At 48.8% G+C, this 21,509-nt stretch carries 16 protein-coding genes; 1 reads left to right on the top strand and 15 read right to left on the bottom strand.

Going from position 1 to position 21,509, the window contains the following annotated elements:
* The first annotated feature begins 15 nt into the window (after positions 1–15).
* The gene (locus AB1552_00375) at positions 16–381 is read left to right on the top strand and encodes a response regulator (GenBank protein ID MEW6052233.1); all 366 of its coding nucleotides are present in this window, start codon (positions 16–18) and stop codon (positions 379–381) included.
* 1 nt (position 382) lies between these two features.
* Here AB1552_00375 and AB1552_00380 read toward each other — a convergent pair whose 3' ends face one another.
* From AB1552_00380 to AB1552_00450, 15 genes are all read right to left on the bottom strand, one after another.
* A complete protein-coding gene (locus AB1552_00380; protein ID MEW6052234.1) occupies positions 383–961 on the bottom strand; it encodes a response regulator in 579 nt (192 codons plus the stop codon).
* Positions 962–1,103: 142 nt separating this feature from the next.
* Complete coding sequence (locus AB1552_00385; GenBank protein MEW6052235.1) at positions 1,104–2,021, bottom strand: peptidyl-prolyl cis-trans isomerase; 918 nt, start codon at positions 2,019–2,021, stop codon at positions 1,104–1,106.
* Positions 2,022–2,128: 107 nt separating this feature from the next.
* Complete coding sequence (locus tag AB1552_00390) at positions 2,129–4,387, bottom strand: EAL domain-containing protein (protein MEW6052236.1); 2,259 nt, start codon at positions 4,385–4,387, stop codon at positions 2,129–2,131.
* The gene (locus AB1552_00395) at positions 4,384–5,445 is read right to left on the bottom strand and encodes an FIST N-terminal domain-containing protein (GenBank protein ID MEW6052237.1); all 1,062 of its coding nucleotides are present in this window, start codon (positions 5,443–5,445) and stop codon (positions 4,384–4,386) included. The genes AB1552_00390 and AB1552_00395 overlap by 4 nt, the downstream gene beginning before the upstream one ends.
* Before the next feature lie 854 nt (positions 5,446–6,299).
* Positions 6,300–7,109 (bottom strand): nitroreductase family protein, encoded by an 810-nt coding sequence (locus tag AB1552_00400; GenBank protein MEW6052238.1) that lies wholly within the window; start codon positions 7,107–7,109, stop codon positions 6,300–6,302.
* Positions 7,110–7,143: 34 nt separating this feature from the next.
* Positions 7,144–8,436, bottom strand: coding sequence for an IMP cyclohydrolase (locus AB1552_00405; GenBank protein ID MEW6052239.1), 1,293 nt, complete (start codon positions 8,434–8,436; stop codon positions 7,144–7,146).
* Between the two features lie 198 nt (positions 8,437–8,634).
* Positions 8,635–9,435: a YkgJ family cysteine cluster protein gene (locus tag AB1552_00410; GenBank protein ID MEW6052240.1), complete on the bottom strand. Its 801-nt coding sequence runs from the start codon at positions 9,433–9,435 to the stop codon at positions 8,635–8,637.
* A 167-nt stretch (positions 9,436–9,602) separates the two neighbouring features.
* Complete coding sequence (locus tag AB1552_00415) at positions 9,603–11,675, bottom strand: sodium-translocating pyrophosphatase (GenBank protein ID MEW6052241.1); 2,073 nt, start codon at positions 11,673–11,675, stop codon at positions 9,603–9,605.
* A 117-nt stretch (positions 11,676–11,792) separates the two neighbouring features.
* Entirely contained in the window at positions 11,793–13,046 is a 1,254-nt protein-coding gene (gene qmoC, locus AB1552_00420; protein MEW6052242.1) for a quinone-interacting membrane-bound oxidoreductase complex subunit QmoC, read from the bottom strand.
* A gap of 34 nt (positions 13,047–13,080) precedes the next feature.
* Complete coding sequence (locus AB1552_00425; GenBank protein ID MEW6052243.1) at positions 13,081–15,309, bottom strand: FAD-dependent oxidoreductase; 2,229 nt, start codon at positions 15,307–15,309, stop codon at positions 13,081–13,083.
* A 9-nt stretch (positions 15,310–15,318) separates the two neighbouring features.
* Positions 15,319–16,572, bottom strand: coding sequence for a CoB--CoM heterodisulfide reductase iron-sulfur subunit A family protein (locus tag AB1552_00430; GenBank protein MEW6052244.1), 1,254 nt, complete (start codon positions 16,570–16,572; stop codon positions 15,319–15,321).
* A 171-nt stretch (positions 16,573–16,743) separates the two neighbouring features.
* Complete coding sequence (gene aprA / locus AB1552_00435) at positions 16,744–18,747, bottom strand: adenylyl-sulfate reductase subunit alpha (protein MEW6052245.1); 2,004 nt, start codon at positions 18,745–18,747, stop codon at positions 16,744–16,746.
* A gap of 20 nt (positions 18,748–18,767) precedes the next feature.
* A complete protein-coding gene (aprB, locus tag AB1552_00440; protein ID MEW6052246.1) occupies positions 18,768–19,187 on the bottom strand; it encodes an adenylyl-sulfate reductase subunit beta in 420 nt (139 codons plus the stop codon).
* Between the two features lie 165 nt (positions 19,188–19,352).
* Complete coding sequence (sat, locus tag AB1552_00445; GenBank protein ID MEW6052247.1) at positions 19,353–20,573, bottom strand: sulfate adenylyltransferase; 1,221 nt, start codon at positions 20,571–20,573, stop codon at positions 19,353–19,355.
* A 49-nt stretch (positions 20,574–20,622) separates the two neighbouring features.
* Entirely contained in the window at positions 20,623–21,267 is a 645-nt protein-coding gene (locus tag AB1552_00450) for an adenylate kinase (GenBank protein MEW6052248.1), read from the bottom strand.
* Between the last annotated feature and the right edge of the window lie 242 nt (positions 21,268–21,509).

Raw genomic sequence — 21,509 nt, forward strand, 5'->3', positions numbered from 1 at the left:
TGAAGGAGGTTATCAATGCCGAATATCCTTGTTGTTGAAGATTCTCCGACCATGAGACAGCTTATCAGTTTCGCCATGAAGAGGATTCCTGAATCGAGGATTATTGAGGCAACCGACGGGGTTGATGCTCTGAAGAAGCTCGCCTCCGAAAAAGTAGATATTATCCTCGCTGACATCAATATGCCGATCATGGACGGACTGAAACTGGTGAGCCTCGTGAGAGGGAATCCTTCCTACAAGACTATTCCCATCATAATGATCACCACTGAAGGAGCGGAAGAGGACAAAAACAAGGCGCTTGCAATCGGTGCGAATGCGTATCTGACAAAACCTATACAGACACAGGAACTGATGAAACTCGTAAACAGCTTTCTCTCTTAGATCAGGTCTGGCACCGCGGACAAAAAAATCTTCCGGTAAACCATGGAGTTTCATGCGAAAAATCAGGGATTAGTTCGAGGAGAAGAGGCCCTTCGCATTTCCGGCATTTCTGTCCGTGCAGGTTGAAATCTGCGGTAAGTTTTGGTGCATCGTGTTCGTGTTCCTTGATTTCCACAAGATAACGCGTTATCTCCTGCTGCGATTTGGGCTTCTGGCTCAGCACCTTGCGGATCTGTTCAATGACCTCAACCGGACGTGTGGTTGCTTTCACAAAATAGCCGACTGCTCCCAGGTTTAAAGCTTTTTCCACTTCCTCCGGCTGTCCCCGTGCGGAAAACACCAGTACCGGTATATGTGAGAGTTTGGGATCTGTCTTGAGAACCTGCAGTACTTTGTACCCATCCATGACCGGCATCATAAGATCCAGAAGGATGATATCAGGCATATCCTGAGCGAGCAGCTTGATCGCCTCCATTCCGTTGTCTGCGGTAAGCACTACAAACTGCTCCAGTGTCAGTTTTGACCGGTACATCTGCTGGATGACTTTTGAATCCTCAACAAGCAGAATCTTGTTTCTCATATGCTAAAATTGTATAGGTGATTTGCGCGTGTGTCAACACATAATTGCGTTCTTTTCGCATTCAGCAGATTTTTTTTCGCAGACCTGACCAGAATATCTGAAAATAACCGAATTACTGCACGGAAAGGACTGCCAGCGTTTCTTATTCCTTTCCCAGTAAAACCTCTATTTTCCCCTTCGATCTGAGATCTGTAATCCATTTTTCCTTGAGCTCACGAGCGCGTTCTGTCTGCAGCTCCTGTTTGAGTTTATCCCTGACTTCGTCAAAAGACAGTTGCGTTGCTGGCTTCTTGTCCTCCAACCGTACCACATACCACATATTCCCTGCCAAAAAGGCGTCGCTCACGTCTCCCACCTTGAGCCTGAACGCAACTTCTTCAATTTCAGGAAGCATTCTCCCTTTGTGCATATATCCGATATCTCCGGATTTTACACGGTAGTCATCTTCCGACATGGTATATGCAAGGGTTCCGAAATCCTCACCGTTCTTGATTTTGGCGAGAATGTCCTTGACCTTTGTTTCCTGCTTTGTCGAGATAAGCCTCAACTTGACACTCTCAGGAATTTTGAATCGAGAAGTATTCTTCTCATAATAGTCTCTGAGCTGTGCTTCACTGATCTCTGCCGCATCAGTCACCTTTTTTGCAAACAGTTCCTGAACCAGCATTTCTTTCCCGATCTGGGTACGAATTGTGTCCTCGGTTATTCCTTCTCTCTCCAGAGCAGCCTTGTATTCCTCGGGAGACTTAAACCGATTCCTGATCCTTTCCATTTGGGAGTCAACTTTCTCCTTGTCAGGTTTCATGCCGTTTGCGAGGGCATCCTGATACTGAAGCTCCCGGTTGATAAGTTCCTCAAGCGCCCTGTCGTAGTACATGCTCCGCTTTTCAGGAGATACACTTCGATGGAAAGTAATCCTGGGTATCAGCCGGTCTACTTCAGCCTCAAGGTCTTTTTTTGTGAGGACGGTGCCGTTGACCTTCGCAACGATAGTCTCCCCGGCATACGATGATACAGCATACAGCAGAATCAACATCAGCGACAATAGCAGTCTGAACATGAAAACTCCTTTTTTTATTTATAATGCAAGATAGGTTTATGAATATGCAAGCGGAAATCCCGGTATCTGGACTCCTTTTGCCTTGCAGCATGCAGACACGACAAATGTTAGTTCCTGACAGGTTCCCTGAAGACTTTTCCTTTCTTGAGAATCTCCTCAAATGAAGCGGCAGGCATCGGCAGACCGAGCAGAAATCCCTGGATTCCGTCACTCCCTCTGTCCTTTACGAAAGCCAATTGTTGCTCTGTCTCAATCCCTTCAGCAATAACCTTCAGATTCAGATTGTGAGCAACGGCGATTATGGCACTCACGATCGAACGTTCATCAGCATTCGCAAAAAGATCCCTTATAAAAGACCTGTCGATTTTCAATTTGTCTATCGGAAAGCGTTTCAGATTGCTGAGGGAAGAGTACCCCGTGCCGAAATCATCTATGGCAATCTGCACCCCGAGGGCTTTCAAGTGCTGCAATGTCGCAAAGATGTTTTCCGTGGGTTTCATGACGATGCTCTCTGAAATCTCCAGTTCCAGATACCGGGGATCAAGCCCTGTATCGCTGAGGGCATCCCGGACCGTCTCCACAAAGTTGCTCTGCCTGAACTGCACATTTGATATGTTTACAGTTATTGTTACAGGTGCAAATCCGGCTGATTGCCATGTCACGTTCTGCGCACATGCGGTCTGCAGGATCCATTTGCCGATCGGTATAATAAGTCCTGTATCTTCAGCCAAAGGGATAAAATATTTGGGCAGGAGCATGCCCTTTTCCGAATGAATCCAGCGTATTAATGCCTCAGCGCCGATAATTTGTCTGTTGTTTGTATCGAATTGCGGTTGATAAAACAGTTCGAATTCGTTTCGGTCCATTGCCTTTCTGAGGCTGTTTTCCAGGGCAAGCCGCTCTGCAGTCGTGATATTGAGAGATTCCCTGTAAAACTGATAATTGTTCCTTCCCTGACTTTTTGCATCATACATTGCGGTATCGGCATTCTTCAGTAAGGCGTCAACAGTATCTCCGTCATGCGGGTAAACTGATATGCCGACGCTGGTGGTGATGAACACCTCATGGCCTTTTATGGTAAAAGAATCCTTGAATAAATCGATTAAGCGCTGCGATACTTTTGCGGCGTCATTTATGTTGGTGATTTCCGTAAGCAATATGGTAAATTCATCTCCGCCGAGCCGTGCTACGGTAGTTTCAGGAAACTCTGTTCCCGGACGGCCGACAGAATCGCTCCTGCGAAGGTATCTGACCAGCCGTCCCGAAACCTTTTGAAGGAGTATATCGCCGAAATCGTGGCCGAGGGTATCATTGATAAGCTTGAAGTTGTCAAGATCGAGAAACAGCACGGCAACCAGCCTCTTGTAATGCCGTGCAGATTCCAGCGCCTGCCTCAGGCGGTCTTTCAGCAAATGACGGTTCGGCAGGTCAGTCAGCGTGTCATGATACGCCATATACACAATCTGCTCCACTGCACGCTTGCGGTCCGTGATGTCCCTTACAATCTCCTGGATAACTGTTTTCCCTCCCACCTCGAACAGACTCGCAGAAACTTCGGCAGAAAACAGGTCCCCGTTTTTCTTTTTGAAATCAATTTCGAAATTTACGAAACCCTCTGACGACAGCTTCCGAAACGCCGCCTCAAATACGCCCTGTGCGTCTTCCGGGTGGAGTTTGGATATCTTGAGTGCCATGATCTCGGCCCTGGCATATTCAAACTGTTCCAATACCCTCTGATTGATATCTATGATATTGCCATCCAAGTCGTACAGAAAGATTGCGTCATTGGAATGCTTGAAGAGACTGCTGTATTTTGCTTCGCTTTCCCGCATCGCTTCTTCAGTAAGTTTGCGTTCGGTGATATTTCGTATTATCACCATATTCTGGCCTTCCAGCAACGGGATTAACCTCGCCTCATAAGAATACTCCCCGTCTGCGCTTTCCGCACTGTATTCAATAACCGTCATAGTTTTTTCTGTCCGTATCTTTTCGACTGCTTCCTGAAACATGGTATTTACCTTGCGGGAAAATATCTCTTGTATACGTTTTCCCACAAGGTCACGGGTTTCTGCGAATATCTCTGTCCTGCTCCCGGTCTTGTATTCAAGGATCGTTCCGCCTGAATCCGTCCTCAGAAGAACATCGGGAAAAGCCTGAAGAAGAACCCTCATCGCAGAGTTCGCCTGCATCAGCTCCTTGGAACTCAGATCCAGAGAGTGTTCGATCATACCCCTGTCAGCATCAAACTGGATGTACGCATCGTTTACTGCGCTGACAAACTGCTCCCATTCCGCAGGAACTGTAAACAGATCGCCGAAATACCGCCTTAACTGGCGCCTGAGAAGATTGTGGATCTGATCTTTCATCGTTTTTCTGCGTAAACAGTGACTGTCATGGTCTGGTTATGCAGCTCGCACCTGGTACGCCGGACAAAAGGGCTGATTTCTCCATACGAATAAAAACCGGCTATGACAGTCTGATTTCCGAGTATATCACGCACCCCCTCCACCTCTTCCTCTGTTCTCTGCTTGAGCACCATCCTCCGTCCCACGCAGCTGACCAGTACAGCTAGTTCAGGATAGTGTGAGCCGATCGCCTCGTAACCCAATTTTGCAGCACCTACAGCACCGTCGATAAGACGGTCGACATTGGCTTTCATGAGACGGGCATATGTTCCTTCCGGCATATCCCCGGCAAATGTCATGCTCTGCTCATCTTCATTGATTGCGAGTATTGTGCGGACCAGTCCGGTTGTGTTTTCCTTTGTCCGCAGACTGAGGGGGAAGAGCAAGCCTGTTGCAGGAAGCCCTCTGGCATGCTCACCGAGGTATTTTTTGTATAATTCAAGCGCGGAATATCCGTCCAGCTCATACAGCACATTTCCTTTCGATGCGGTGATCATGCGTTCAGGACCGAACGGGGCCCAGCCTCCGACAGAACCGTATCCCACCTGCAGACGGTCCCCATAAAAACCAATAGCTGCAATCGTGTTCTTTTCAGGATCGCTGTTCCAGAACACCCTGGTTTCCTGAAAACGTTCCCCATCACCTGCAAGTCCTCCGGTCACAGCAACCCCATTGGGCAGATCATCAGACAACCCGTTGACCAGTTCACTGCCATTCACACGAATTCCATCGGACAGGACAAATATATGCACAAGCCCTTCCTTCTCAAAAGACCGCGCGAGAAGCCTGCCTGCCTGATAACTGTCTACCGACTTGCTCAGCTTCACCTGTGCACCATGAACCTTTGTATGTTCGAAGCTGACAGCAGTAGCAACCAGAGAATCATCCTCGACCAGTGTCGAATAAATTTCCCCTGCAGTTGAACATCCGAAAAACTGTGCCTCAGGGTATGCCTTTTTAAGATCATCAGCATAAGTCTTCTTCATCAGCTGGCGGGTGGAAGCGAAAATCAGGACCAAATCTACTCTATTATCCGGAATCTGCGGCAACGGGGAATGCCATCCTCTATCGGGCATCAATCTGCTCTGGCTAATCTTCATATTGTCTGATTTGTATATAACCTTTCAGAATCATATGGAGATATCTCTTCAGATTCATCTCCTTCCAAAATGTAGCAGAAAAAATTCACTTTGCAAATGCCTGATCCTGTTGCATATGTACGCGAAAAAGCAAAAAACCCTTATGATACATATTGTCCCTACTACTCTGATGGAATCTCACGGAATAGTCAATCCTACCATGGTAGGGAAACACATTCGTCATCCCTGTAACTGATTGTTTTTTCTGTTCAATACGCTAAAATTACATAGAGAAATTTTCTTGTTTTTTGTACAGCGTATTGTTCGTTCTTAAAATCATTAAGATAGCTAATGATTAAATATGGGAATCTCATGTATACACGATATCTGCTACACAAAAAAGAAATACGAAGTAAATAGCAATAATAATAAGAAAAATGAGCATGGAGACTAAAAAGCAGGCTTTTTTCCCCTTGCAATAATACAGAAAAAGAGTATTATAGGAATTAAGAAAAGGAATTGCGAGACCCAGGACGGGTGTAAACCTGAGGATCAAGCAGTTGAATTAGGGAGCAGGAGTCAGTTACGGTGTGCAAGCCTCCAGCAGCGAGGAGGAAGCCTGAAGTACCTGACAAAGCACCCACTTAAACAAAGAGCTCATGGTTTCCCGGATCTGGGATCGCAAAAAAATTCTGGAGCCATATAAGGGTAATTGGTCATCCTGGAAATGTAAAGGCAGATTTTCGATATGCCGGCGCAAAGGTTGTCCAAACATACAGACCCTTAGAATGGCTCTATTTGTTTCTGAAAACAATATCCGTATTGAATCTGGCAACTTCCGGCCGGGTTAAGAACTCCCATTCCCCCTGAACACCATAACAGCGCAGAGCTGCCTCGATGTGGAGCATCGCGATACCACAGTCAAGCCGCTTGGAAATACTGTAGGAATCATTAAGGTTGTCCACTGCAACGGTAATACCGTTTCCGCTGATATGAAATCTCCACGGCTGACGGTTTACCGCTGAAGGAGCCAGTCGTGCAGCCTCAAGGGCTTTCGTAACCCACTCGGGCCAGATGTCTGCTCTCAGTCCTGATACCAATGCGCTGAGCGGCGTTCTTTTGTGAGTTCTTCCGAATCCTGTCATGATCTTTTCTTCAAGAGAGACCGTTTTCTCCGCGTACCCGAGCGGGGTAACCGCGAGTACCTTTTCGTTCTCCCTCATGTCTGTCAGAGAGGCAGCCGTATCAGGACGAAAGAAACCGCCGACCCAGCACGTGCCAAGGCCGCTTGAGGCAGCTTCCAGAATAATGCCTTCTCCTGTGTACCCGACCTTCTCCTGCACATTCGGATCCTTCATGTCTCCGATAAAGGCGATAAACGCGGGAGCGCCTTTTATCTTTCCATAACTTCCGATTGCGCCCCTGAATACGCTCTCCGGGGAGCGAGTGACCAGTGCTGCCCTGGCTCCGGAAAAAGGACGGAATGCATGACAAAATACCGCGAGGTCTTTGATCTGTTGTTCTGCCACCGGGCGCGCAGCAAACACCCGGCGTGATCTTCTTGCCGGAATTGCTGAATACCATCTTTCCCATGGGATATCCAAGGATGCCTGACTACCTCACTAAGCAGCAAAGGACTTAATGCTTAAACGCCCTTTGTCCGGTAAAGACCATCGTCACTTTCGGATTCGCCTCATTACAGGCCACGATGGACTCAAAATCCCTGTCTGATCCTCCGGGATGGACAATTGCGGTAATGCCTTCCCTAATGCCTACATCAACACCGTCCCTGAACGGGAAAAAGGCATCAGATATCATCACAGAACCGATGAGTCCCCCTCTGTTGCTCTTGGTCTCTTCATCCACTTCGCGGAGTTCATTCCTGTCCCTATTGCCGTGCATGACATCGAGTTCAAAAGCCTTGTACGGGACACCATGCTTTTGAAAGCATAACGCATCAGCGTATTTGGTATATGCCTTAAAGACAGCTATCTCTGCAACACCTACCCTGTCCTGCTCACCCGTGCCGATACCGACCGTCACGCCGTCTTTCACATAAATGACTGAGTTCGAAGTTATCCCCTGTTCCACACTCCAACCGAAAAGCATGTCAGCGTATTCATTTGCGGTAGGCTGCCGTTCGATTGCATATTCTTGTCCCTGGTACGTCGCCTTTGCGGGAAGGAAATCCTCCTTCGAACGAATCTTGTTCAGCGGAGACTGCTGTACGATGATCCCGCCGTCAATCAATGATTTGAAATCGACGCATCGCACATTCCTGTAACGTTCAAGCGCATTGATTCTGCTCACCTTAATGATCCTCAGATTCTTTCTTTTCCTGAGAATGGCGATTGTTCCTTCTTCAAACTCGGGGGCAGCAACCACCTCGAGGTAGTTATTGCCCACTGTCTCCGCGGTATCCTTATCCATAGGCCTGTTCACCACAAGACATCCGCCGAATGCGGCAATGCGGTCTGCCATGTTCGCCTTGTTATACGCATCTGCAATGGTAATTCCGTATGCAGCGCCGCAGGGGTTGTTATGCTTCAGGATTGCGGCGGCAGGCCTGTCCATAAGATATTTAAGAATATTCAGGCCATTATCGAGATCGGTAAGGTTTGTTTTCCCCGGGTGCTTCCCTGCCTGGATCATGTCCTCTTCCGTAATGCTGCTCACAAGGCCATTGCCGGGTTCTATGAACTGGCACCCGCCGAGAACAAGATTGCCGTTGATCAATTCATAGAGTGCCGCCTCCTGTTCCGGGTTTTCCCCATAACGGAGCCCCTTCTCAATAAGCTCCCCCGTCTTCTCATCCGGTATCCGCCAGGTCCTTTTCCTGTATATCAGAGTTTGCTCGCCAAACTTGATGATTATCTCGATCGGGAAATGATCATCCATAACAGTACGGTACATCTTTTTTATATCCGGCATAAGAGCGCCTCCTTTAAGAAATGGTTATAAAAAAAGCAATATATGCCACGCAGATGCCCCGAGAAACAAGGTATTGATGCACGAATTGAACTGCATCTGTTGGTTACCGGAAAATTGCCTGCTCCCCTGTCACTTTCGCTGCGAACTGCCGATCTGAAGGAACACCTCACTGTTCTCCGTCCTGCGGAAAAATCGTCGCTATTCCTGCCCGTCTTTCTTTGTCTTTATGTATTCTTTTCTCACCTTAAGGGTTTCCTCGAGCATCAAGAGATATTTGATGTACCTGAATCCCAGTTGCATGAGCGCTACTTCATCTGTCCTGATTTTCTCTGTCTCATCCTTATCGATATCAAACACCTCAAGGAATCTGCTCTCGAACACAAACCTCCTGAACCTGTCGAGATCATAACTGGCGGTATAAATCTGGGCCTGTTTATTGGAATCCAGGTTCTTGCCCATCGGATTTCTCCTGAGCTGTATTTCTTTCCACTCCCTGTTCATCTCATCATAGAGGCTGACTTCCTGATCATCCTTCCAGGACTGTATCGTCCACTCCGTGTCCTCCTCATAGCCCAGACAATGAGGTTCTCTGATGAAGAAATAGAACTCTTCCTTCTCGGGATTTTCGTTTGTCCCTTTTCGTACGGTACCCTGACCTATGGGATAATAGCGGCAGTTTGCAGGCCTGTCCGAATAAATCGTGCAGCCTTCGGCAGTAACGAACGGACATCTCTTCTCCGGACCGTCCAGCATCTTCAGTCTCACAAGCGGATGTGTAGACTTCTCCTCAATTTCCATATAGGTATGCTTCTCAAGGAATTCCTCGGAAGACATCCCGAGTCGTTTCTTGAGTCTCAGGATATCATATGGGGTGAGAAGGATATTGATATTGCTGCAGCATTTGGTAAAGCATTTGATATCCTTATGGCACCTGAACTTAAACTTTGATGTCAGGCTAAGTTGTGTCGGCTCTACGTCTTTCATACTTGGTAACGGCATGGCTATTCAATCCTTTCTGTCCGATTTGCGGCCCTTCCGGCAATGCGCAATACGTTGTAAACTTTACAGAAGAAATTTTCCGGTCATCATGAGTTTGCTGCGTTGTCTTTCATTATAATAAAAAAGGCCGGCAGAAATCCCTGCCGGCCTTACAAGCTCAGAGTTTACTACAGAAGCGGGACAATCAGCAGTGCAACAATATTGATGACCTTAATCATCGGGTTGATTGCAGGACCTGCTGTATCTTTGTAAGGATCGCCGACCGTGTCACCGGTGACAGCTGCCTTGTGTCCGTCGCTTCCTTTCTTGTGCACAACACCCTTATCGTCGGTAACGCCGTCTTCAAAGGCTTTCTTGGCGTTGTCCCATGCACCGCCGCCGCTTGTCATGGCAATGGCGAGGAAGAGCCCGGTCAGAATGCTTCCGATCAGAACCCCGCCGAGCGCCTTCGGCCCGAGGACAAACCCCACAACGATAGGTGTTACTACAGGAAGAAGTGCAGGCACCATCATCTCTTTGATGGCCGACTTGGTCACGATATCCACACATTTGCCGTACTCAGGCTTGCCCGTGCCTTCCATAATACCTTTAATCTCACGGAACTGTCTGCGAACTTCAATCACGACTCCTCCCGCAGCCTTTCCGACCGCAAGCATGAGCCTGCCGCCGAAATAGTACGGGATAAGACCACCGATAAAGAGTCCGGCGATAATGTAGGGATCAGACAGATCGAAGCTTAACCCTCCCATCTTCTTGCCCAGTTCTCGCGAATATTCCGCGAAAAGGACAAGCGCTGCAAGGCCGGCGGAACCGATTGCATAACCCTTCGTAACCGCCTTTGTGGTATTTCCGACTGCGTCAAGCGGGTCTGTGACACCGCGTACCTCTTCAGGCAGTTCAGCCATCTCGGCGATTCCACCGGCGTTGTCTGTAATAGGGCCGTATGAGTCGATCGCCACGACAATGCCCGTCATGGAAAGCATCGAAACTGCCGAAAGCGCGATGGCAAAGAGACCTCCACCCGTGTTTCCGCTGAAACCACCACCGAGGAAATAGGAACCCATAATAGCCCCGACAATAACGAGCGCGGGAAGCGCGGTCGCCTCCATGCTCATGGCAAGGCCGGCGATGACGTTGGTACCATGTCCGGTAAGGCTCGCCTGGGAAATTATCTTTACTGGTCTGTATTCCTTTGCAGTATAGTACTCAGTGATCCACACAATGAGGCCAGTGAGGGCAAGTCCGATTAGGGATATGAGGAATACGCTCATCGGAGTAAATCCGCCGGTATCGGCGCCAAGCTGACCCATAAACCATACTGTTACACCATAGAAACCGATTGCCGCGAGTATACCGGCAACCGCAAGGGCTTTATAGAGCGCGCCCATGATGTACTGCTTTGCGCCAAGCTTCACAAAGTAGGTACCTATGATTGACGCAATGATCGAGACGCCTCCCAGAAGAAGCGGAAACTCCACCCAGGGGCTTTCCGCACCAAATACTGATTTTGCGAGCAGCATCGCGGCAACCAGGGTAACCGTATACGTTTCGTACAGGTCTGCTGCCATTCCCGCGCAGTCACCTACGTTGTCGCCGACGTTATCAGCAATAACCGCAGGATTTCTCGGATCGTCTTCAGGAATGCCTGCCTCTACCTTGCCGACAAGATCTGCCCCGACGTCCGCAGCCTTTGTGTAAATACCGCCTGCGATACGGGCAAACACGCTCATGAGTGAGCAGCCAAACCCGAGTCCGATGAGAGCATGGAATGCGCCTTCACCCACTGCTGCTTTTGCAATATAATAATACCCTGCCAGTCCGATGATACCGAGACCGACCACCATGATACCGGTAACAGAACCGCCCTTGAATGAAAGCGTGAGCGCGTCCTGGAGGCCCTTTGATGCAGCCTGTGTTGTACGGACATTCGCACGGACGGTAACCCACATGCCGACAAAACCGGCAAATGCGGAACCCGCGGTGCCGATGATAAACCCGATTGCTGTCCAGATACCAAGGCTTGGAATCACCGCGATCACGATGATCAGGAAAACCGCAACCATGGCTACTGTTTTGTACTCACGTGCAAGGAACGCATATGCACCTTCTTTAACCGCATTCGATATCTCCTGCATGCGCGCACTTCCGGCATCCTGCTTTGATACCCACGCTGCGGTCATGAGGGCATACAAAACGCCAAGTCCTCCGCAGAATAAACTGAATAAAATGATTGAACTCATTTACCCCTCCTTTTTAGACTTGCTTCATGAGCTAAAAGTGAAAAGTGAAAAAAACGGCAACGTATTTAATTACCTTCCACCTCCCTCCTTATAATGGTATCTTTGCAAACCATGTTATTACTTAACCTCGACATCTCTTGCCGTTGCTTTTGCAAAAACCATCGCTGTTGCCCTGTAGAGCATATGCGCCATCTTTGAAAAAGGGGCATATGCGAATAGGAAAAAGACCACAACAAGGTGAGCAAAATATATGATGTACGCAAATAGTGCCATATCAGCAAGTCTTACCAGTTCAGACAGGATACCGGTTGCCATAACCGCAAACACTACATAAATGAAAAGCCAGTCATAATACCCGCCTTTGCCTGCCTTGCTCTCATTGCTCTTTCTGTTTTTGATAACAAGCACAATACCGACCAGCAGGGCAATCGCGCTGATGTTTGCGAGCCATTTCAGCGGATCAGTCAAGGGATACGGTGACGGGCCAAGCAGCCAGGGGTAAGGCGTTTTTCCCATCGCATGCATTATCTCGTATCCGTAGAGATAAAAGACAGCCCATGCGGTCGTGATCGCAAGCCCTATGAAGCTGAACAATACGAGCATGTGCGCCAGCTTTCTGTCTTTGGTAACATTGCACTTCTCGAACCGTTTGTGCGTAAGAATTTCACCGATAGTCTCTGTTGCCGCGCTGACAATACTTCCCTTCGGCTTGAGTCCGGTTGCTTTTACCATATCTTTCCAGTACCGGGAAACACCGATTGCCAGAGAAACAACCGCAAAAAAGAAAATCGGGACAAACACGCCATCGATGTAATACGACTTAATCAATGATGAGTAGGCAATTTGTCCTGCGTCATTCCTTATGCTTTCCAGATTCAGATGTCCGAGTCCCCAAAGAATGAGAAGAAATATCACCACCGGCACAGCAAGCAGGGGAACAAGTGCACCTGGATTCCCTACCATTTTCCCGAGAGAACGGGGGACAGAATAATTCTCGATGGACAACTTTCTGACCGCATTCAGTACTTCTCCCGGATTTGCGCCTCTCGGGCAATATGCAGTGCAGTCGCTGCACTGATGGCAGAGCCATATATCGGGATTGCCGAACAGCTTGTCCTTCAATCCCCACTGGGCATATATCATTTCTTTTCTCGGAAATGGCTTGTCATCCGGGGTCAGATTGCATACGACAGAGCATGTCGCACACTGATAACATTTCTTGAGCGACTCCCCCCCCCCTTTGATGATTTCATTGACAAACTGCAAATCCGGCTTCACGATATCTCCGACAAAAGGTTCAGGGGCCGGAGTCACCTCGGCCTGAGGCTCGGCTGCTGCCTCGGTTTTTACTTCGATTTTTTCTTCTGCCATATTCACCCTCCCTTAAAGGTCGTGGACAATCTATTTAAAATTCCTTGAACGGATTCGGCCCGAACTCTTTCACCTTTGCGGCAAAGGCGTTGATCATATCAGGAAGTTTGTGATATTCATCGATTGCGACCTGCATAAGCTCGACCCGTTCTGCCTCAAGCTGAAGCTTACTCAGTGTTTCACCGACCTTGCTGAAACGGTAGTTGGCAAGTTCGCTCCCCTTCACAAAGTGACACTGATAATTTTCACCGTATTTGCATCCCAAAAGAAGGAACCCGTCGATACCTTTTGACATGGCATCGGCAATCCACACCAGGTTCATACCGCCAAGACATCTGAGCGGGATAAACCGGACACTGGTATCAATCTGCTTGCGATGCATGGCGAGGGTATCCAGGGCAGGATATGCGTCGTTCTCACAGACCAGGCACACAATCCTGAAGACATCTTCCTCAGGCACGTCAATCGCTTTAATCATCGATCCGATCATATCGACGCTGTAATCCTTGAAGGATACAATCCTCTCAGGGCAGGCCCCCATGCATGTCCCGCACCGCCTGCATCTGTTGAGATTATATAAGGGGATGCCTTTCGCATCTTCTTCAATGGCGCCAAATGGACATTCCTCCGTACATCTCTTGCATGCGGTACACCTGATCAGCTGAGCGTCAGGGAAAGTGATATCCCATGCACGCGGATGCACGGAAACGCCTTTTGCAACGTGGTCTATACACTGTATGGCCTTAAAGGCTGCGCCGGCTGCGTCCTCCTGTGCTTCTGTCATATTCATGGGCTGACGTACCGTACCTGTTGCATAAATTCCGGTCCTTCTCGTTTCATACTGGAAACAGATAAAATTGGAATCCGCAAATCCGCAGGCGCCTTCGAGAGAAGGTATCTCGGGCCCCTGTCTGTAAGCGAGATTCAGGATAAACTCGGGCTTTGGCGTGGACTCAATATACTCCTTCTTCGGGTCGTCACCTTTTGCCGCTGCCTGGGTGAGACCGTCAAGATATTCCTGGGGCACTTTCGTCGTAGGCACAAGCCCTGTCGCGAGCACGACAAGATCAGCCTCAAATTTCACCTTTTCCCCGAGCAGGGTATTTTCGACTTCAACGAAGAGGCTGCCGTTTCCTGCATCGGAAACACCTCGCACCTCCCCTTTGGTAAGCATGACACCGGGGTCGTTCTGCGCCTCCTTGTAAAAGGCCTCCAGTCTTCCGGGAGTTCTGATATCTTTATAGAAGATCATCGCGAGAGCATCGGGATTCTGCCGCACATACCGCGCCTGTTTCAGTGATGCTCCGCAGCATACTGATGAACAATACGGCAGATGCTCAGGATCTCTCTGTCCCGCGCACTGAATGAACGCCACCTTCTCCACTTCCTTGCCGTCTGAAGGTCTTGCAATCGGTCCTTTTTTCGCGATTGCTTCGAATTCAACATTCGTTACGACGTTCTTGTATTTTCCATACCCGAGATGACCGAGTTTGGTCGCATCATAGGGAACCCATCCGGTAGCCATGACAATAGCGCCAATCTTTACCGTTTCGGTCCCTGATGCACCTGAAATTGTCACATTGAATAAGCCGGGCTGACCCTCGGTTTTTTCGACTTTCGATGATTTATACACCCTGATATTCGGGTGATTTTCAACCTCTTGTACAGTCTTCTCAATGCCCGTGTCGACAATGATCGGTTCCTTGAAATCCCTCGTCGGGATCTTTTTGTAGAGCTTTCTCGCAAACCCTCCGAGCTCTGCCTCTTTCTCCACAAGGAAAACCTTATATCCTGCACCCGCCGCTTCGAGCGCCGCAGTCATTCCGGAGATACCTCCACCGATTACAAGGATATCTTTGCTGAGATTTTCCATGATCGCAGGCGCGGGCAACTCTGACTTCTGTACCCTTACGGTTCCCATGGCAATATAATCTTCTGCCAGCGCCAGTGTTTCCTCGTCATTCGGTGGCTGTGTCCACGCGACAAGTTCACGGATATTGACACGTTCGGTAAGACATCCGGGGAAATCGAACTCCTCATATTTGACGCGGGGAGAACAGGCGACGATGATCGCGGTGTTCGTCCCGCCCTTGATATCATTCTTTATCACCTGGAGGCCTTCAGGACTGCATAATACATCATGGACTTTCACGTGCTCCTCTTTTATAGGGCCACGCTTCGATGCCTTGGCAAGTTTCTCTATATCAAGGGATTCCCCAATCCCGCACCCCTTACAGATGTATACGCCGAATTTCTTTTCCATCCCTACCTCCTATTTCAAGCTCCGGATGCTCTTCATCGCAGCACCGGTCGCATCCTGGACTGACCTTGCAACATCAGCAGGGCTCTTTATGGTTCCCACCGCATATATCCCTTTCTTCAGGGCGCTGTCATCGACAAGCCCGTCGACCGTATGGGAAATATTCATCCCAACCTTCGAGCTTTTTGTCGTGGCTTCCATGCCCGTCGCAAGGACAACCATATCAAAGGTCTCCCTGATCTTTCCGCCGCCGTATATGTCTTCGACAACGACGGTAACATCCTTCGACCTTGCTTCTTCAGTAATACTCGCCACCTTGCCTTTCACAAACGTGACATTCGGATCATCCTTTATTTTCCAGTAGAATCGCTGCTCATAAAGGCCGGGGGTTCTTATGTCCATATAGAATATTTTCACTTTTGCATCAGGATACTGTTCCCGGACATACATTGCATGTTTTATTGAAGCAAGGCAGCAGATGTACGAACAATAGGGAAGATGGTTTTCATCCCTTGATCCTGCACACTGGACAAAGGCGATGTTTTTTACTTCTTTTCCGTCAGAGGGACGGATAATCTTTCCCTGCGTGGGGCCGTCGATCGCGGCCAACCTTTCAAGCATCATATTTGTTACCACATTCTGCACATTGCCTGCACCCAATATGTCCAATTTGCTCATGTCGTAGGGATTCCAGCCGGTAGCCAGCACAACCGCGCCGACCTTCAGAGTGACTGTCTCGGGCTTCATGTCAAGATCGATCGCACTGTATGTACATGCCTCAAGACAGGGCTTCATGCAGTCCTTGGAACAGGCAGCTCCGTCAATGACATACTTGAACGGAAACGCCTGATCATGAGGCAAATACGCTGCCTTCGACTTGTTCATGCCAAAATTGAAGTCATTGCTCCTGGAAGCCGGGCACGCCTGCGCACAGGCGTCGCATCCCACGCATTTGTCGTTCACATAGCGTGGATGCAGCGTAACTGCCACCTCAAAATTGCCTTCCTCGCCCTTAATGTCTGCGACCTCCGCAAGCGTGTAGAACTTGATCCGCGGATTGTTTTTTATCCTCTTGAACTGAATCTCGAGGCCGCAGTTGGGGGGGCAGAGTTTCCAGAAATATTTGTTGATCTGTGCTACCCTGCCACCAAGATATGGGTTTTTTTCTACGATATAAGCATCATGCCCCGCTTCCGCCACTTCTATGGCAGTAGTGAGACCGCTCATACCTCCTCCAATTACAAGAACACTTTTATTGTCTGCCATATTAACCCTCCTTTAAGGCAGTAAGTCACAAAGAGATAGTTATGGCGCTCTAACCATCACTTTTTAACCTACTGTTCAGACGGGCTGTATTATATCATACTTGTCAAGAAAAATAGCATAGGGAAATTCAAAAAAAAGGGGAGGGCAAAGCCCTCCCCTTCCCATACAAAATTATGGAAACATCTGTACGTACGGTACTTTCTTGAACTCCCAGGTATTTGTCTCTGCATTGTATTTGGAGTTTGTGAAGCACTTCCAGTTGGCGTCATCGATCTTGTTGAAGTCGCCTCTGTAGTAGTAGCCAGGATATCTTGACTCTTCTCTGAAGAGGATATGCCGTGCATGTGCCTCAACAGACAGGATCCTGTGATAGTTCTCGAAGCATCTCAGGAGCTCATGGAGATTTGCTGCTGCCATCTTGTTGCAGTCCTCTTTGAGCATCTCGAGCTTCTCGAGGCCGGCTTCGAGCATGGTCTTTGAAGTCATATACCATGTCGCACAACCACCAAAGTACTCATCAGCGATCTTCATCAGCCTCAGCTGGAGCGCTTTCGGGCCGATGTAGTTGGGGTTGATATCCGGATCGGTGGTGTAGGTTTTGTATTTCTCATAGATCTCGAACGGCAGATAGAGCTCAGCCGCGATCTCGTCAAGGGACAGTTTCGGGTCCGGCTTGTAGTCTGCATGGTCGAGGATGTACGCGATTGCTGCCTTCGCTGCCATTCTGCCTTCTGCATGGGAGCCGGAGGAGAATTTGTGTCCTGATGCACCGACAACGTCGCCTGCCATGAAAAGGCCGGGCACGGTTGACATCCTGTTATAGCCCCAGGTGTAGTGCTCGGGTGTTCCCGGAAGGTCGCCAGGTCCGCTGACCCAGAAGCCTGCGCAGCCGGCATGTGAACCGAGGAGATACGGCTCGGTCGGCATGATCTCGGAGGGAACCTTGTCAGGTTCGACATTGTTTGCCGCCCAGAGGGATGCCTGGCCGATCGCCATGTCGAGGAAGTCTTCCCATGCTTCTGCCTCAAGGTGTTTCAGCTTCTTTGCGCCGACTTTTTCTCCGAGCTGGCCAATAATTCTCTCGGAGAACTCTTTCATTGCGGTATGGGTATTCATGAGGATCGGGCCTTTGCCGTCCTTCATGGCCCTCATCATCAGATGGTTTCTGATGGCGGTACCGAGGTTCTTTGCATAGTCGCCATATCTTGCGACTGCATCGTCGAAATACTCTTTATTGGTGCAATAATCCTCACCGTAGCTGTCGGTTGCTTTTGCCTTGAAGAAGAGGAACCATGCGCCGACAGGTCCGTATCCGTCCTTGAACCTTGCAGGGACGAACCTGTTTTCCATCAGGGACATCTCTGCACCTGCCTGCATGCCGAACGCATATCCTGAACCGGAGCAGAACACCGGGTACCAGGTTCTTCCCATACCTTCACCAACCGACCTCGGCCTGAAGCAGTTGACCGCACCGGCAGTTGCGCAAAGCATCGCCTTTGCCTTGAAGGAATAGATCTTGTTTTCCCTTACACTGAATCCGACTGCTGCCGCAACATTCTTGCCGTTTTTATCCATAACGGCCTTCACAATGAAGACCCTTTCAAAATGGTTCTCTGCAACACCGGTAGCAGCCCTGTTGGACTCAAGCGCCTTCTTTGCAGCTTCAGCAACGACAACCTTGTAGGATTCGCCGTTGATCATGATCTGCCATTTGCCGGAACGGCAGGGTGTTCCGCCGTCTTTCAGCATCGCGTGGCCTTTTTCCGCTGCCTCGTGGCCATCCATCGAGAATCCGTCCTCGCCCTTCTTCCAGATCGGGAGGCCCCACTCTTCGAAAAGGTGGACTGAATCATCAACGTGCCTGCCGAGGTCATATACGAGGTCTTCCCTGATGATGCCCATGAGGTCGTTTCTTACGTATTTTACGTAGTCAGCAACCTTATTCTCGCCGACGTAGGTGTTGATGGCTGAAAGACCCATTGCGACCGCGCCGCTTCTGTCTGTTGCAGCCTTATCGACCAGAACGACGTTCAGTTTCTTTGCGTTTGCCCAGCGGCATGCCTCAAACGCCGCGCCGCATCCTGCCATACCACCGCCCAAAATGAGCAGATCGCATTCTACTTCAGTAACTTCCGGCTTCTGACAATATGAAAATGTACAGGTTTCTTTTTCCATTTATATATTCACCTCCTTAATTATTCAGTTCTTGCAGGCTTGGTAAATAAGCCAGGCTGCTTAATGGTTGCGAAATCAGGCTCGGGTTTTCCGGCATACGGATCGACTGAACCTTCAACCGTGGTTCTGATCGGGAACTTGAATCTCTTGGTAAGCCCGCTTCTGAATTTGATCGTCCACATAATGGAATCGGTGCCTCTCATCGGAACGGTCTGGGATCCGAGGGGAACAAAGTCTGAGTAACCTCTCACTTCCACGGCCTGCTGAGGGCAGATTTTTACGCAGTTGAAGCACTCCCAGCACTGCTCAGGCTCCTGATTGAAAGCCTTCATCTTGTCCCTATCAAGGATCATGAGATCGTGAGGACAGATGTACTGGCAAGCGGTCTTATCCCCTGCCTTACAACCATCACACTTTTCAGTAATTACAAAACTTGGCATATAACAACACCTCCTTTTGGGTAATATGTTTAAAAACACAACCTATAGACATCATTTACCGCTCTCATGCTGCAAAACCTCGTGTTCCACCTCCTTTCCTTATGACAATATAATGAGCAGGAGGCTGATAAAGCTTGGCCTTATCACACCTCCGGCTGGTTCACATTATTTCTTTTCGCCTTCCGCATATTTGTGCAGTTTGATCTCTACCTTCTCGGTCAGGCCCTGATAGTACTCCTGAAGAATGGCGGCGACTTCCGGACGGCTGAACTGCGATGATACCGACTGGCCCTCGGAGAGCATCTTTCTGAGCATTGTACCGCTGAGGAGCACCCTGTCGTCTTTGCCGTGCGGGCATGTCTTCATTGATGCCATACCGTCGCACTTCTTGCAGTAGAATGTCCAGTCGATCTTCAGAGGCTTGGTCTCGAGAGAACCGGCAGGAATCTGATCAAAAATCTTCTGTGCATCAAACGGGCCGTAATATTCGCCCACACCCGCATGGTCACGACCCACGATCAGGTGGCTGCAGCCATAGTTCTGCCTGAACGTTGCGTGAAGAAGCGCTTCACGGGGGCCTGCATATCTCATATCAAGCGGATAGCCGGCCTGAATGCAGGTATTCGGGACAAAATAAAGCTCGACAAGTTTATCAATCGCTTTAACCCTGACATCTGCAGGGATATCACCCGGCTTGAGTTTCCCAAGGAGCTGATGGATGAGCACACCGTCACAGATCTCAATTGCAATTTTGGCAAGGAATTCATGGGAACGGTGCATGGGGTTTCTGAGCTGGAGGGCTGCTACAGTGCTCCACCCTTTTTCATCAAACATCTTCCTGGTCTGGGCAGGGGTTAAGAAGAGTCCGGGATATTGAGCCGGGAAACCTCCCTGGCTAAGGACTTTAACGGTACCCGCCAGGTTAACATCTGCCTGTTCCATAACCATCTTGACACCCGGGTGTTCCATATCAGTTGTGGTGTAGATATTCTTGCACTCAAAATTCTTGTCGATAGCATATTTCTCGGTCACCTTCATCGTAGCCATGAACTTCTCAAACTCATCGGACCAGAGCGCGATTTCGTCACCGGCTTTAATCCCGTCAGCGTCTGCCTTGGATGCCGATAATGTAATCGGGATCGGCCAGAAAGTACCGTCCGCCATTTTGAAGTCCGAGCAAACGCTTTTCCAGTCTGCCTCGCTCATAAAGCCCAAGAGCGGAGTGAAACCACCAAGGCCCATCATAATGAGGTCACCCGCCTCGCGGGATGTAATGCTGATCTTCTTCAGTCCCTCGGCCTTTTTCTTCTCTGCGTCCAGTTCCGCCCCTTCGAGTAAAAGGGGTTTCAGTTTTTTCTCTTTTCCATGCGGATTAACTAATGCCATTTCATATCCTCCTTGATTTATTCTTTCAAGACAAAGCTTGAAATTTCTGTTATAGACCTAACGTCTCGGTAACTTTCTTGAATATGTCATCGATACTACCGGTTCCGCTGACCGATTTCAGAATGCCTTTATTTTTGTAATACCCGATGAGCGGTTCCGTCTGCGCACTGTATACTTCAAGCCTTTTCTTGATCGTTGCTTCCTTATCGTCATCCCTCTGGAACAGTTCACCGCTGCACTTGTCGCAGACTCCTTCCTTTGCAGGAGCCTTGAAATATACATTGTACATCTGGCCACATGACTTGCATGTCCGTCTGCCGGTCAGCCTTTTCATAAGATCGTCAAAAGGCACATCGACGCTGAGCGCGGCGGTCAATGACATGTTCAGTGACGCAAGCATTTTATCAAGTGCCTCTGCCTGCGCGGTATTTCTCGGAAACCCGTCAAGGATATATCCTTTTTTGCAGTCATCCTGCTTCAGCCTCTCTTCAACCATGCCGAGAACGACGCTGTCGGGCACAAGCTCTCCTTTATCCATATATGATTTTGCCTCTTTGCCAAGGGGAGTTCCCGCAGCAACTGCGGCCCGTAAAAGATCTCCCGTGGAAATCTGCGGCATGCCATATTTTTCGATCAGTTTCTTCGCCTGAGTTCCTTTGCCAGCTCCCGGTGCACCAAGCAATACGATTCTCATAATTCTACCCCCATGTTTTTGAATGACTTTTTACAAAAACGGCTAAATTAGCTTAACTGATTGAAAACAATACAAAATTATAAAGAAATATGAGCTTTGTACAAAATAAAAAATGCGTGGCAGAGCGTATAATACACAAAAAATAGACATATAACTATATTCTGCAGCATGTTTTAAGTCAAATTCATATTTCTGATAGAAAGATAAGAATTACTTATCGTTCAAATTATAAATACAAGATA

The organism is Nitrospirota bacterium (genome assembly GCA_040754395.1).
Taxonomy (GTDB): Bacteria; Nitrospirota; Thermodesulfovibrionia; order Thermodesulfovibrionales; family SM23-35; genus JBFMCL01.

Coding starts and splice junctions, on each gene's coding strand:
- aprB (MEW6052246.1), bottom strand. CDS start 19,187: ATGCCAAGTTTTGTAATTACTGAAAAGTGTGATGGTTGTAAGGCAGGG.
- AB1552_00390 (MEW6052236.1), bottom strand. CDS start 4,387: ATGAAAGATCAGATCCACAATCTTCTCAGGCGCCAGTTAAGGCGGTAT.
- AB1552_00380 (MEW6052234.1), bottom strand. CDS start 961: ATGAGAAACAAGATTCTGCTTGTTGAGGATTCAAAAGTCATCCAGCAG.
- qmoC (MEW6052242.1), bottom strand. CDS start 13,046: ATGGCAGAAGAAAAAATCGAAGTAAAAACCGAGGCAGCAGCCGAGCCT.
- AB1552_00425 (MEW6052243.1), bottom strand. CDS start 15,309: ATGGAAAAGAAATTCGGCGTATACATCTGTAAGGGGTGCGGGATTGGG.
- AB1552_00385 (MEW6052235.1), bottom strand. CDS start 2,021: ATGTTCAGACTGCTATTGTCGCTGATGTTGATTCTGCTGTATGCTGTA.
- AB1552_00430 (MEW6052244.1), bottom strand. CDS start 16,572: ATGGCAGACAATAAAAGTGTTCTTGTAATTGGAGGAGGTATGAGCGGT.
- AB1552_00415 (MEW6052241.1), bottom strand. CDS start 11,675: ATGAGTTCAATCATTTTATTCAGTTTATTCTGCGGAGGACTTGGCGTT.
- AB1552_00375 (MEW6052233.1), top strand. CDS start 16: ATGCCGAATATCCTTGTTGTTGAAGATTCTCCGACCATGAGACAGCTT.
- aprA (MEW6052245.1), bottom strand. CDS start 18,747: ATGGAAAAAGAAACCTGTACATTTTCATATTGTCAGAAGCCGGAAGTT.
- AB1552_00405 (MEW6052239.1), bottom strand. CDS start 8,436: ATGCCGGATATAAAAAAGATGTACCGTACTGTTATGGATGATCATTTC.
- sat (MEW6052247.1), bottom strand. CDS start 20,573: ATGGCATTAGTTAATCCGCATGGAAAAGAGAAAAAACTGAAACCCCTT.
- AB1552_00450 (MEW6052248.1), bottom strand. CDS start 21,267: ATGAGAATCGTATTGCTTGGTGCACCGGGAGCTGGCAAAGGAACTCAG.
- AB1552_00410 (MEW6052240.1), bottom strand. CDS start 9,435: ATGCCGTTACCAAGTATGAAAGACGTAGAGCCGACACAACTTAGCCTG.